Here is a 13529-nt window from a genome sequence, read left to right as displayed (position 1 = left end):
ATCGTGTATGCAGTCTCTTTTTTTAATAAAAATTAAAGGACAAAAGGACTTGTACCGATAATAGAAGTGAAGCAATATACCTTTTATTTTTCATTTCTTGTACAATGAAAGGATATACTAGTGGAGGGATGACGGTGCAAGAGGAGAAAAAAGAAACGATTTTAAAAGAAATTGCCTTTTGGAAAACGAATAAATTACTGCCAGAGCATTACTGCGACTTTTTAACAACGCTGTATACAGGTGGCGACGATGATAGTGACCAACAGGACGAGTCGGCAAAACGGCTGCCTTTATCAAAAGCATGGATACTTTATGGTGTGGCGGCATTGTTAGCGATGATGATTATTGCGATGATGTATATATTTAGCGCACAATATATCGCGATTCCAATTGCGATGAGTGTGCTAGCAATCGCTGTAATTATTTATATGACATTTAAAGGGGCAACGACGAAAGTAATGCAAACACTTGCTTTTGCGGTAGCAGCATTATTGCTCTTTGCGCTAAGTGTGCGCATTGCTAGTATGTTTGCGCCAGGAAATATATGGGTGATGTATAGCGTGCTCGTAGCGAACTGTGTGACGTGGTTATTGTTAGGTACAAAAATGACATTAATTTATTTTACAATTTCAGGATATTTAGGCTTAGCAGTTATTATTTTATTTGGTTTCTTTTTATAAAAATACGGCAAATCTCTTAACGAGGTTTGTCTTATTTTTTGCGGCTATTTCTCTATGAAAAAAACTTGAAATTCGATACAATGGTATCGAAGGGAGGGCACAGCTTTTTATGAATGCCCAAAAATTATCAAAACGTTTAGCAACAGTGGCCGCTTTTGTACCACAAAATGCCGTTGTTGCCGATATTGGTTCAGACCATGCCTATTTACCTTGTTATTTAGTAAATCAAGGTGTTGTAACAACAGCGATTGCCGGAGAAGTTGTGAAAGGACCGTATGACTCTGCTTGCCATGAAGTGCAACGCGAACAATTGCAACAACAAATTACGGTGCGCCTAGCAAATGGATTAGAAGCGATTCACGCAGAAGATGGCGTGACAGCGATTACGATTGCTGGGATGGGGGGACCATTAATTGCCTCTATTTTAAATCATTATCCACAAGGACTTGACGGTGTAGAGCGCCTCATTTTACAGCCGAATATTCATGCTATCGCCATTCGTGAATGGGCGATTGATCATGATTTTATGATTGTTGATGAAGCGATTATTAAAGAAGACGGTAAAATCTATGAAATTCTCGTGCTAGAACGCGGCCAAAAACCGTTGTCGGAACTTGAATTATTATTAGGTGAAAAATTGATGGCCGAGCGCAATGATGTATTTGTTGAAAAATGGACACATGAAATTGCACAGTGGCATACCGTATTAAAAAATATCGAAAAAGCGGAGCAAACAGCTGCGATTTTAGCGAAAAAACAACAATTATTAACACAAATCGAAGCGGTAGAAGGAGTGCTTGCATAGTGAAACAAACGAATGGTCAACAAATTATTCAAATTTTTGAAAGTTGGTCTCCAAAGAAAATTGCTGCCATGGATGGCGACCCAATTGGATTGGCCGTTGGTACGTTAAACAAAGCAGTCACAAAAGTGCTCGTGACACTAGATGTTAATGCGGCTGTAGTCGATGAAGCGATTGCCGCAGGATGTGAACTAATCATCGCGCATCATCCACCTATTTTCCGTAAATTAGCTAATTTACGTACGGATACACCACAAGGTCAATTATTTGAAAAGTTGATTAAACATGACGTGGCGGTTTACGCGGCACATACGAATTTAGATGTCGCAGATGGTGGCGTCAATGATTTATTAGCCGATGCGTTACAGATTCAACAACGTGAGGTGCTTGTGCCGAGCTATGAAGAAACGCTATACAAGTTAGCAATTTTTGTACCGCAAACACATGCTGAAGTATTACGCCAAGCATTAGCCGGTGCTGGCGCTGGTGAAATAGGTCTTTATGAGGCGTGTAGCTTTACGTCAGTAGGTGAAGGACGATTCCGTGCACAACAAGGTGCTGAACCGTTTGCGGGCGCTGTTGGAAAAATGCACACGGAGCCTGAAGTGAAGGTTGAAGTGGTCGTGCCAGAGAACGCAAAAAATAAAGTGTTACGTGCGATGTACAATTCACACCCATATGAAGAAGTGGCATTTGATTTGGTTAAATTAGAAACGGCCGCGAAAACGATGGGTTTAGGACGTATTGGTACGTTAGAAAAGCCGATGACATTAGAAGCGTTTGCACAACATGTCAAAACATCTCTACACGTACCAGCCGTGCGCGTTGTTGGTAGCTTAGAAGATACTGTTGAAAAAGTAGCAGTGCTTGGCGGCGATGGTAATAAATATGTACAGGCTGCCAAACGTGCTGGGGCTGATGTTTATGTGACCGGAGATATTTATTTCCACGTTGCGCAAGATGCCGAAGCAATTGGCTTGCATGTCGTGGACCCGGGTCATCATGTTGAAAGTGTGATGAAGCAAGGTGTCGTGTCAAAAATGACAGCATTATGTAACGACAAACAATTACAAGTCGAGTTTGTGCCATCTGCATTATCAACAGAACCGTTCCAATTTATCTAAACATAAAAAAGAGGCTTTTACAAAACAGTTCCTGTTCCTTTTTAGCGTTCATAACAAAAAACCGGAACCGCGCCACAGCGCGATTCCGGTTTTTTTATGCTCATCTGAGAGGGCGTTGTTACACGTATGTCCGAGCCTCTTTTTTGCAATATTAATAAGGTTCAATACGTTCTACCGGTTTTGGTGTTTTAATTTTCGGTAAAATTTTATCGAGTGTAACATGGCGTTCAATCACGTGTGTCTCAGGATTTTCAACATCATATTGTTCTAAAAACTTAATGACTTCTTTAACGATTGGTGTTGGTGTAGAGGCACCTGCTGTTACCGCCACATTTTCAACGCCTTCTAACCATTCTAATTTTAATTCGGAAATGTCTGCAATACGATACGATGGTGTGGCAGCGATTTCTTCTGACACTTGTGTTAAGCGGTTTGAGTTGTTGCTGCGTGGGTCGCCTACAACGATTAATAAATCGGTAGCGCCAGCTTGGTTGGCAACAGCTTCTTGACGAACTTGTGTGGCAAGGCAAATTTCTTCGTGCACTTCAATCGTAGGGTATTTTAATGTTAACGTTTGCATTAAACTCATAACATCCCATTGACTCATTGTCGTTTGGTTTGTCACGAGTAATTTATCATTTGTTAAATTAAGCGTTTCAATATCAGCGATCGTTTGGACAAGGTGGACGTGATCTGGTGCAACACCAATAGCGCCTTCTGGTTCTGGATGGCCTTTTTTACCGATGTAAATAATATCGTAGCCTTCTGCTGTTTTTTCCTCAATTAACGTATGTGTAACCGTAACGTCTGGGCAAGTAGCATCGATTGAGACAAGACCTTTTTTACGTGCTAATTCACGAACTTCTGGTGATACACCGTGGGCAGTGAAAATAACAGTACCTGTGTCCACTTGATTTAAAATATCTAAGCGATTTGGACCGTCTAATGTGATAATGCCATCTTGTTCAAATGCGTCTGTGACATGTTTATTGTGGACGATCATCCCTAAAATAAAGATTGGTCGTGGTAATGATTTATCTAATGCAGCATTGCGTGCAATAACCATCGCATCGACAACACCATAGCAATATCCGCGCGGTGTAATTTTTGTGACTTTCATAAATTAATTAACTCCTTTCGAGTTGTTTCCTTATATAAAACAAAGAAACGTTCATCGGTTCTATTATAACGAACGTTTTTACGTTATACAAAGTTTTGCTTAGTTGAAAAAATTATTGACGAAAAACGTACAAAAAGTTATTATAGTCAAATGGATTCTCGAACGGAAGCATGTTACAATGAGGGAATGAAGTAAGGAGTGACGAAATGTCAAAGTACACAGATTATCAATTTAAACCATTTTTGCGTGAAGCAATCGCAACTTTAGGTTTTACGGAACCAACACCGATTCAAAAAGAAATGATTCCGCTAATTTTAAAAGGAAAAAGCGCTATTGGCCAAGCACATACAGGTACGGGGAAAACGCATAGTTTCTTAATTCCAATCGTGCAACGTATTGTGGAAGACAAACAAGAAGTGCAAGCTGTTATTGCAGCACCAACACGTGAATTAGCAACACAAATTCATATCGAATTAAACAAACTTGTTGAAGGTTCGGATATCAATACGAAGTTATTTATTGGTGGTACAGATAAACAACGCTCAATCGATAAACTAAAAACGCAACCTCAAATCGTCGTAGGGACACCAGGACGTATTCGCGATTTAGTGAACGAGCAAGCGTTGCTTGTCCACACAGCGAATATTCTTGTAGTCGATGAAGCAGATTTAGCATTCGATTTAGGATTTATTGAAGAAATCGATACATTTGCGAGCCAAATGCCTGAAACACTAGAGATGTATGTATTCTCTGCAACGGTACCAGAAAGCTTACAACCGTTCTTGCGTAAATACATGGAATCACCAGTGCATATCGAAATGAATGACAAACGCCCGGTAGCAGAAAATTTAGATTTCTATTTAGTTCCGACGCGTTCTAAATCAAAAAATGAAAAGTTATTAGAAATTACAAAAACGATTAATCCATATTTAGCGATTATTTTCGTGAATACGCGTAAACAAGCCGATTATGTAGCGAATTTCTTATCATATAATGGCATTCGTCCAGGACGTATTCATGGAGATTTAACGCCGCGTGAACGTAAAAAAATGATGAAACAAGTACGCGACTTAGAATTCCAATATATCGTTGCAACAGACCTTGCTGCACGAGGTATTGATATTCCAGGCGTGTCGCATGTCATTAACTATGAGCTACCACAAGAATTAGAGTTTTTCGTTCACCGCGTAGGTCGTACAGCGCGTGCAGGTAATAAAGGTTTAGCTATCACAATCTTTGAACCATCTGAAGAACACCGCATCGTCGAGGTTGAAAAATTCGGTATCGAATTTAAACCAAAAGATATTAAAAACGGTGAACTTGTTGATATGAAAGAACGTCATGCACGTGAAAAACGTGAACGTAAAGAAGACGAAATCGATCGTATTGCAAAATCAAAAGTACGTAAACCGAAAAAAGTCAAACCAGGGTACAAACGTAATATGCGCTGGGAAATGGACAAAATCAAGAAAAAAGAACGTCGTAAACGTAATCGTCAACGTTCAAAATAAGCATATTCATGTGAAAGCTGTATGAATGTTGGTATAATTTTTATAGAAAAAACGAAACGCGCTCATTATAAGCGCGTTTCTTTTGTTGAATTGGAGGATTTTTAAATGCTAATTGGATCACATGTCTCAATGAGTGGTAAAAAAATGTTATTAGGTTCAAGTGAAGAAGCCACAACATACAATGCGACTGCGATGATGGTTTATACTGGCGCACCGCAAAATACACGCCGTAAAGATATTGCAGAACTAAACATTATTTCAGGGCAATTGCATATGGAAGAACACGGCATTCAAGAACTTGTCGTTCATGCACCGTATATTATTAATTTAGCGAATACAACAAAACCTGCTGTCTTTGAATTAGGTGTCGAGTTTTTACAAAAGGAAATTGAACGTACAGAAGCGCTAGGTGCTACACAAATCGTCTTGCATCCAGGTGCGCATGTTGGTGCGGGGGCTGACGTCGGCATTAAAAGAATTATCGAAGGCTTAAATACCGTATTAGCGGTCGATTCACCGGTGCAAATCGCTCTTGAAACAATGGCAGGGAAAGGCTCTGAATGTGGACGTACGTTTGAGGAACTAGCACAAATCTTTGATGGCGTCCATCATAATGAGCGCTTGTCGGTATGTTTTGATACGTGCCATACCCATGATGCGGGTTATGATATTGTCAATGATTTAGACGGCGTATTGGCGGAGTTTGAACATTATATCGGTTTGAAAAACATTAAAGTGTTACACATTAATGATAGTAAAAATGAACGTGGTGCACATAAGGATCGTCATGAAAATATCGGCTTTGGTCATATTGGCTTTGATGCATTACACCGTGTCGTTCATCATGAAGCGTTTGAAGCGGTGCCGAAAATTTTAGAAACACCGTGGGTAGGACCAGATAAAAAGAATACAAAAGCGCCGTACTTATATGAAATCGAGATGTTGCGTACGGGTATTTTTAAGCCAGAGCAAATTGATGCGCTTCGCGGTTAATAAAATGGAGGTTGGTCACAAACCAACCTTTTTTAATGCGCGTATATAAAAGTAAGTACTTTCCCTTTACAAGGGAATTCTTTTTCGCTATACTAAATATTTGTAAATCGTAACGATTCTGAATTAGAAAGAAGAGAAGTGTATGATAAAGCAACCGCTGATTGAGTTGCAAAATATATCATTTCAATATGACTATACGAAAGTATTAAGTCACTTATCTCTTAGTATTAACGAAGGGGATTTCGTGGCATTATTAGGCCCTAATGGCTCCGGCAAATCGACGCTTTTAAAAATTATTTTAGGATTATTAAAACCGACGACAGGAACGATTCATTTATTTGGCGAAGAAGCGACAAAATTTAAAAAACGTGAATGGATTGGCTACGTATCACAAAAAGCAAATGCATTTAATGGCGGGTTTCCGGCAACGGTAAAAGAAGTTGTTGCAAGCGGCTTAACGAAAAAATTAGGGTTATTTAAACGCAAAGCGCACAATCAACAAACGCTCATTGAAGAAGCATTGCAAGCTGTCGATATGCTGCCTTATTTACATCGTAATATCGGCGAATTATCCGGTGGGCAACAGCAACGTGTCTTCATTGCGCGCGCGCTTATTGCGAAACCAAAAATGTTAATTTTAGATGAGCCGACAGTTGGTGTTGACCAAGAAAATGTCGCCATCTTTTATGACTTAATGGAGAAATTAAATAATGAAGGCATGACTGTTGTACTTGTTACACATGATATGACGGTTGTAGAGAGCGCTGTCACAAATATTGCCTGTCTCAATGGGAAAATCCATTATTATGGCCCAAAAGAAGGCTATGAAGCGCTAACGAAGGAACAAATTAGTGTGTGGTATAGTTATTCCGTTGAACAGGAGGACATGTCATGATCGCCGCAATCTTACAATATGATTTTTTACAAAATGCCTTTTTATCGGGCATGATTATTGGTGTTTTAGCACCATTACTCGGCGTATTTATCGTTGTTAGACGGTTATCATTGATTGCTGATGCACTCAGCCATGTGACATTAGCAGGGATTGCCGGCAGCCTTTATTTATCGCAAACATTTGTTGGCTTAGCAACGTTAAACCCACTGTATTTAGGGATTGCGTCAGCGGTGGCCGGCTCGTTATTCATTGAAAAACTTCGCGGCGTGTACAAGCATTTTGAAGAATTGGCGATTCCGATTATTATGTCAGCAGGACTTGGGTTAAGTGCGATTTTTATTTCACTTGCACAAGGTTTTAGCACCGATTTATTTAGTTATTTATTTGGTTCGGTCTCTGCTGTTAGCCGTCAAGATTTATGGATTGTCGTTATTATCGCAGTTGTTGTTATTGCTTTTATTTATTTATTTTATAAAGAGTTATTTGTGTCATCATTTGATGCTGAATACGCGCGTGCGAGCGGGTTGCGCACAAAGGCAATCCATATGTTATTTATGGTTATTACGGCGCTTGTCATTGCCGCAAGTATGCGCATCGTCGGTATTTTATTAGTATCGTCATTGATTACGTTACCGGTAGCTGCGGCGATTCGTTTAGCGAAAAGTTTTAAACAAACGATTGTTTATGCCATTGTATTTGGTGAAACGGCCGTGCTAGTCGGATTGATTACGGCGTTTTATTTAAATTTAGCACCAGGTGGCACAATCGTTGTGACATCGATTATGATTTTATTAATTGCAATGCTCGTGAAAAAAATCGCAACAAAGCGCAGTGTCTGAAAGGAGTAGTAGACGATGAATGTATCAAAAGCATGGGAATTATTAAAAGAACAAGGCTTTAAGAAAACAGATAAACGTGAACAAATTTTGGAGATGTTTGCAGGTAGTGAGAAATATTTAACTGCACGAGATTTACTTGATGTCATGAAAAAAGATTACCCTGGTATGAGCTATGATACAATCTACCGAAACTTATCGACATTCGTATCATTAGGGATTTTAGAAGAGACCGAGTTGTCCGGAGAAAAACATTTTCGTATGCATTGTGAAACGGAACATCATCACCATCATTTCATTTGTATGGCGTGCGGTAGTATTCGCGAAGTCCATTTATGTCCGATGGATTTTCTACAGGAACAATTACCTGGCTATGAAATTGAAGGGCATAAATTTGAAATTTATGGCAAATGTCCGGCATGCCAACAGCGCTAAATATATTTACGACAAACAAGTAGTGTATCATGATACGCTACTTGTTTTTTTGAACAGAAAATAGTTAAAAAGAAGAGGCATCATATGAAGTTTATTGGGTAAAAAGGTTCTATATGGAAAAATTTAGTGATAAAATATATGCTATATTGTCATCGAAATAAGGTTAAAGTTCTAAATGATGAAATTGACATTAAATACTCTTTTGATACATAATATAAATAAAGAATGATTCAAAAGAATTAGTTTGCTAAAAGGGTATTGAACGTTAAAGGAGACGATAATTATGAAGAAATCGACATGGCTAGTTAGTTTCACGACAGCTTGTATGCTAGCGTGTGGTCCGCTAGCCGCTACCGCCTCGGCCATCGAAATCGATAATAAACGAGATTTAGAAAAAGCTATTCAACAAGCAATGGAAAATGCGGATAGTTCATTGCAAATTACATATACTGGGGCAGATGTAGAATCGATTTATCGTAATATCACACCAATTTCAATGGCTGTCGGTAATGGCAATGACGAAATTTTAGGCATTTTACAAAGCGTTTCAACCAGCTCATCATTGAAATCAGTTGGTGGCAAACCTGTATCGGCTGAATTTAAATTAAATATTGATTATTTTACAACGAAAGATAAAAAGAAAAAAGCAGACGCCGAATTAAAAAAGCGCGCGCAAATAATTAAAAAAACACATAAAAGTCAATTTGAGCGCGTGAAGGCGGTAAACGACTATTTAGTATTGAATACAACATATGGTGGGCAAACCGATGATCGCTATACGGCATACGGTTTGTTAAATAATCATGTAGCGGTATGTCAAGGCTACGCAACAGCAGCGTATACGTTACTAAAAGAGCTCGATTTTGAGGTTCGTTATGTCGTTGGGGTTGCTTATGACGAAAAAGGGAACGCACAAGACCATGCTTGGAATAAAGTAAAAGTAGATGGCAAGTGGTATAACTTAGATGTAACGTGGAATGACCCTGTGCCCAATCGTGCTAATAGCGTGTCGTATAACTATTTTTTATTGAGCGATAAGGCATTAAACAAAGATCATGTAGCGGCAAATCCAGAGCTTTATCCAAAGGCGACCGATACAAAATATGATTTCTTAAAAGACACATCATCTGTGGCGATGAATGGTTCCATGATGTATTATGCCAACGATAAAAAAAATCAACAACTGTATTCATTTAATACGAAAACGAAAAAGCATAAGCGCGTAGCCGCAGTGCGCGTGCAAGATTTAGCCTATTATAAAGGCAAGCTATATTTTAGTAATTATTCAAATAGTGGGTATTTAACGAGTATTAAAACAAATGGGACCTCGTTAAAAACGTTAAAAAAGAAATTTAGTACGGATGTCTATATTAATAAAAACTATTTATATTACTCGAATGCAGGTAAGAAATATAAAATGAAAGTATCATAATAAAAAAGAGGACGTGCATTTACGCACGCCCTCTTTTTTTATTAAATACCGAATTCTTTTGCAACCCAGCGCTCAGCATCTTGCCACGTTTGGACGCGAATAACGTCTTTTGGCAATGCAAGGCGATTGTACGGTGCATCGAATAAAATAATTGGAATGTTTAACTCTTCATGTAATTGAATGGCATTTTCGTATTTATCTTCAAAAAATAATTCAACTTGATGATTTTTAGCAGCGACTACTTTACTAGCGTTGCCGACGATACTTAAAGTGTCGATTGGTAGCTGTTGTTCGTTGAACCAATGATTAGTCACATCAAGTGAATTATCTTGACGTGCGGTAATATAGTTTAGTGCTGCTTGTGGATACCATTTTTGTAATGTTTCTTGCGCAAATTTTTGCACCGGTGGATTCGTGTACATTTCAAGTTCAGTTGCTAAAAACCATTTTTGAAACTCGACAGGATCGATTGGTAAAACATTTAATAAATTGTATTCGGTAAAATCATCTAATGTTATATTCGTTTTGAAATAGTGATTAATATACGGAACCATAAATTCTTGCGTTGTTACGGTACCATCAATATCAATACCAAAGCTGTATTTTTTCGTCATCGAATGCCTCCTACGCGACTACTTCGTTGCTTGTGCTTTCTCAGCTGCTTGTTTGGCATAATATTCTTCTGCAAGAATATCGATTTCTTTTTTCAATTCCTCAACCATTGTTGCTTCGGGAACTTTACGCACTGTTTTACCGTGGCGGAACAATAAACCTTCACCGCGAGCACCGGCAATACCGATGTCTGCTTCACGCGCTTCACCAGGACCATTTACAGCACAGCCGAGGACAGAAACTTTTAATGGCGCTTTAATTGTTTGTAAATATTCTTCTACTTCGTTGGCAATTGAAATTAAATCGATTTCAATACGGCCACATGTAGGACAAGAAATTAGCGTTGGAATGTTTGATGCAAGACCAAATGTTTTTAATAATTCACGCGCTACTTTAATTTCTTCTACTGGGTCAGCAGATAATGAAATACGCAGTGTGTTACCAATACCTTTTGACAGGATCGCACCTAAACCAGCAGCTGATTTGATCGTACCAGAGAACAGTGTACCTGACTCTGTAATTCCTAAGTGAAGCGGATAATCAAATGCTTTAGCTGCTTTTTCATAAGCTTCAATTGCTAGGTTAACGTCAGAAGCTTTCATTGATACGATAATATCGTGGAAATCTAAGTCTTCAAGAATTTTAATGTGGTGTAGTGCAGACTCAACCATACCATCTGCAGTAGGGTAACCATATTTTTCAAGGATTTTACGCTCTAATGAACCAGCGTTAACACCAATACGGATTGGCACACCTTTTGCTTTTGCGGCATTTACAACGGCTTCTACTTTTTCTTTACGGCCGATGTTACCAGGGTTAATACGAATTTTATCTACGCCTGCTTCAATCGCTTTTAATGCAAGTTTATAGTCAAAGTGAATATCTGCAACTAATGGGATATGGATGCGTTTTTTGATGTCTGCTAAAGCATCTGCCGCGCGCTCATCTGGGCAAGCGACACGTACGATTTGACAGCCAGCTTCTTCAAGGCGAAGAATTTCTGCTACCGTTGCCTCTACATCATGTGTTTTTGTTGTTGTCATACTTTGAATGATGACTTCGTTATTACCACCGATAGTTAAATCGCCAACACGTACGGGGCGTGTTTTAGAACGGTGTGTGATTTCATTCATGAAAACTCTCTCCTTCATAGGCTTTTTGCCTTCACTATTCACTATTTTAGCAGTGTTTTTTATGAAATGACAACAAAGAAACATTTCCTATACAAAAATTGTTTGAGACAGCATTTTTGTGGCGTTTTATTGTTGTGTGAATGGTTCTTTTCATAGTATAAGTCTTTTCGTTACAGTAAACGATGTGTTTGCATGAAAAGTTGCGCCATCTTTACAGTTATAGCTGTGATAACGTAAGATTAACGAGATGTCAGGATATTTTTACAAATGATTTACATAACGTACATAAATTAGTGCGGCATCAATGTATAGGAGGAACGGCAAAAAATGGATTGGCAAACCGCGTTTCAATTTATCGGTGGGTTAGGATTTTTCTTATTTTCTTTGAAGTATATGGGACATGGTTTGCAAAACTGGGCAGGAGAACAATTACGTTTATTATTACATCGCTATACGGCAAATCCGATTATGGGTGTGTTAATCGGTATAGGATTAGCAATTCTTCTGCAATCGAGTACGGCGACAATCATTATTACGATTGGCTTAGTGAGTGCTGGTTTTATGACGCTACGCCAATCGATTGGGATTATTTTAGGTGCTAATGTCGGGACGACGCTAACCGCTTTTTTACTCGGCTTTAATATAGGGGATTTTGCATTCCCGATTTTAGCATCGGGTGCATTATGCGTGTATTTTTCAAAGCGTCAATGGCTTCAAAATATGGGGCAGTTTTTATTTGGCTTAGGTGGTATGTATATCGGCTTAAATTGGATGACATCAGCGATTAAACCGATTATTCAAGCAGATGGTTTTTTATCGTGGAGTGAACAGTTGAGTGAAATGCCATTTACGGGCTTGTTACTCGGCGTTGTGACAACGGCTATCGTACAGTCGAGTAGTGCAACGGTCGGGATTTTACAAGGCTTGTATGAACAAGGTGGCATTACGCTCGAAGCGGCGATGCCCATTTTGTACGGTGAAAATATTGGTACAACGTTGACGGTGTTGTTGGCGTCAATTGGCATGGCAACGGCCGCAAAACGAGCCGCATTATCCCATGTTGCCATCAATATTTTTGGGACAGTACTGTTTTGTATGTTTATGACGCCATTTATTAGTTATATTACGTGGTTACAGCTCGGCGCAGATTTAAGTCCACGTATGAGTATTGCGTTTGCGCATGGGACATTTAATATGATGACGACGATTGTCTTATTACCGTTTATTGGCGTACTCGTATGGTGTATGGAAAAGTGTATTCCGAGTAAACAGACTGAAATGGATTATTCACCAACGCATTTAGAACGCAATTTAGTAGAGGTTGCGCCGGTGTTGGCGATTGGACAAGCGAAAGAAGAAACAGTCCATATGGCGAAATTATGCCAGCAAGGATATGGTGCAATGGTGGACTACCTTAATACAAATGATAGTAATTCGCGCATGAAAACATTAAAAATTGAAGAGTTGTTAAATGGTACAGATCATACGATTACGAATTATTTAATTATGATTTCAACACATCAATTATCGAAAATAGAGTCGGAGCGCCATCATACATTATTAGAAGTAATTCGCGATTTGGAACGTATAGGAGATCATGTTGAAAATATTGTCGAGCTATATGATGATTTAACACGTCAGCGTAGCTTTTTTAGTGTTGGTGCGATGGATGAGCTGAATCGTATGTTTGATGTGACAGCGCAAGCGATTGACCAAGCGGTGTTAATGTTTGATACGTCAGATTTATCGCTGTTATCAACGGTGATGCTATTAGAAGAACAGATTGATGAAATGGAGCGCGCTAATCGAAAAAAACATATTCATCGCTTAAACCGTGGTGAATGTTCGGCACATGCGGGTATTATCTTTAGTGAGATGATGAGCAATTTAGAGCGTATAGGCGACCATTGTGTCAATATTGCAGAAGCGGCTATCGTAAAATAGAAGGAGGAGTTA

Annotated in this window: 13 protein-coding genes; 10 read left to right on the top strand and 3 right to left on the bottom strand. The window is 38.9% G+C overall.

Translation table 11 applies throughout. The features are described 5' to 3' along the window. The first annotated feature begins 134 nt into the window (after positions 1-134). The 3 genes from V514_RS0106900 (at position 135) to V514_RS0106890 (ending at position 2606) form a co-directional block, all read left to right on the top strand. Positions 135-680 carry a hypothetical protein gene (locus tag V514_RS0106900; protein ID WP_029499193.1) on the top strand — a complete coding sequence of 182 codons (546 nt, stop codon included), beginning with the start codon at positions 135-137 and terminating at the stop codon, positions 678-680. Between the two features lie 109 nt (positions 681-789). Then, on the top strand, positions 790-1485 hold the full coding sequence (locus V514_RS0106895) for a tRNA (adenine(22)-N(1))-methyltransferase (protein ID WP_029499192.1): 696 nt from the start codon (positions 790-792) through the stop codon (positions 1483-1485). After that, positions 1485-2606 carry a Nif3-like dinuclear metal center hexameric protein gene (locus tag V514_RS0106890; RefSeq protein ID WP_029499191.1) on the top strand — a complete coding sequence of 374 codons (1122 nt, stop codon included), beginning with the start codon at positions 1485-1487 and terminating at the stop codon, positions 2604-2606. The genes V514_RS0106895 and V514_RS0106890 overlap by 1 nt, the downstream gene beginning before the upstream one ends. Before the next feature lie 151 nt (positions 2607-2757). On the opposite strand, the gene V514_RS0106885 is transcribed toward V514_RS0106890, so the two are convergent. Then, complete coding sequence (locus V514_RS0106885) at positions 2758-3726, bottom strand: 4-hydroxy-3-methylbut-2-enyl diphosphate reductase (RefSeq protein WP_029499190.1); 969 nt, start codon at positions 3724-3726, stop codon at positions 2758-2760. Positions 3727-3932: 206 nt separating this feature from the next. Here V514_RS0106885 and V514_RS0106880 point away from each other — a divergent pair, with 206 nt between their 5' ends. The 6 genes from V514_RS0106880 to V514_RS19675 all read left to right on the top strand — a co-directional run bounded on the left by V514_RS0106880 (position 3933) and on the right by V514_RS19675 (position 9828). Then, positions 3933-5237, top strand: a complete 1305-nt coding sequence (locus V514_RS0106880; protein WP_029499189.1) for a DEAD/DEAH box helicase — start codon at positions 3933-3935, stop codon at positions 5235-5237. A 105-nt stretch (positions 5238-5342) separates the two neighbouring features. Further along, entirely contained in the window at positions 5343-6230 is an 888-nt protein-coding gene (locus V514_RS0106875) for a deoxyribonuclease IV (RefSeq protein ID WP_029499188.1), read from the top strand. Positions 6231-6375: 145 nt separating this feature from the next. Beyond that, the gene (locus V514_RS0106870) at positions 6376-7125 is read left to right on the top strand and encodes a metal ABC transporter ATP-binding protein (protein ID WP_029499186.1); all 750 of its coding nucleotides are present in this window, start codon (positions 6376-6378) and stop codon (positions 7123-7125) included. Next, positions 7122-7964, top strand: a complete 843-nt coding sequence (locus tag V514_RS0106865) for a metal ABC transporter permease (protein ID WP_029499185.1) — start codon at positions 7122-7124, stop codon at positions 7962-7964. The genes V514_RS0106870 and V514_RS0106865 overlap by 4 nt, the downstream gene beginning before the upstream one ends. A gap of 15 nt (positions 7965-7979) precedes the next feature. Next, positions 7980-8396 (top strand): Fur family transcriptional regulator, encoded by a 417-nt coding sequence (locus V514_RS0106860; RefSeq protein WP_029499183.1) that lies wholly within the window; start codon positions 7980-7982, stop codon positions 8394-8396. Positions 8397-8679: 283 nt separating this feature from the next. Next, complete coding sequence (locus V514_RS19675; RefSeq protein ID WP_029499181.1) at positions 8680-9828, top strand: transglutaminase domain-containing protein; 1149 nt, start codon at positions 8680-8682, stop codon at positions 9826-9828. A gap of 41 nt (positions 9829-9869) precedes the next feature. Here the strand turns inward: V514_RS19675 and V514_RS0106850 are convergent, their stop codons facing one another. Together V514_RS0106850 and ispG are read right to left on the bottom strand one after the other, a co-directional pair. Further along, complete coding sequence (locus tag V514_RS0106850; protein ID WP_029499180.1) at positions 9870-10442, bottom strand: 5' nucleotidase, NT5C type; 573 nt, start codon at positions 10440-10442, stop codon at positions 9870-9872. A gap of 18 nt (positions 10443-10460) precedes the next feature. Next, complete coding sequence (gene ispG, locus V514_RS0106845; RefSeq protein ID WP_029499179.1) at positions 10461-11573, bottom strand: flavodoxin-dependent (E)-4-hydroxy-3-methylbut-2-enyl-diphosphate synthase; 1113 nt, start codon at positions 11571-11573, stop codon at positions 10461-10463. A 327-nt stretch (positions 11574-11900) separates the two neighbouring features. Between ispG and V514_RS0106840 the strand changes: the two genes are divergently transcribed. Next, entirely contained in the window at positions 11901-13517 is a 1617-nt protein-coding gene (locus V514_RS0106840) for a Na/Pi cotransporter family protein (protein WP_029499178.1), read from the top strand. The last annotated feature ends 12 nt before the right edge of the window (positions 13518-13529 follow it).

Source organism: Kurthia huakuii LAM0618, assembly GCF_000505545.1.
In the GTDB taxonomy this organism is placed as follows: Bacteria; Bacillota; Bacilli; order Bacillales_A; family Planococcaceae; genus Kurthia; species Kurthia huakuii.
This window is presented reverse-complemented; position numbering and strand designations above follow the sequence as displayed.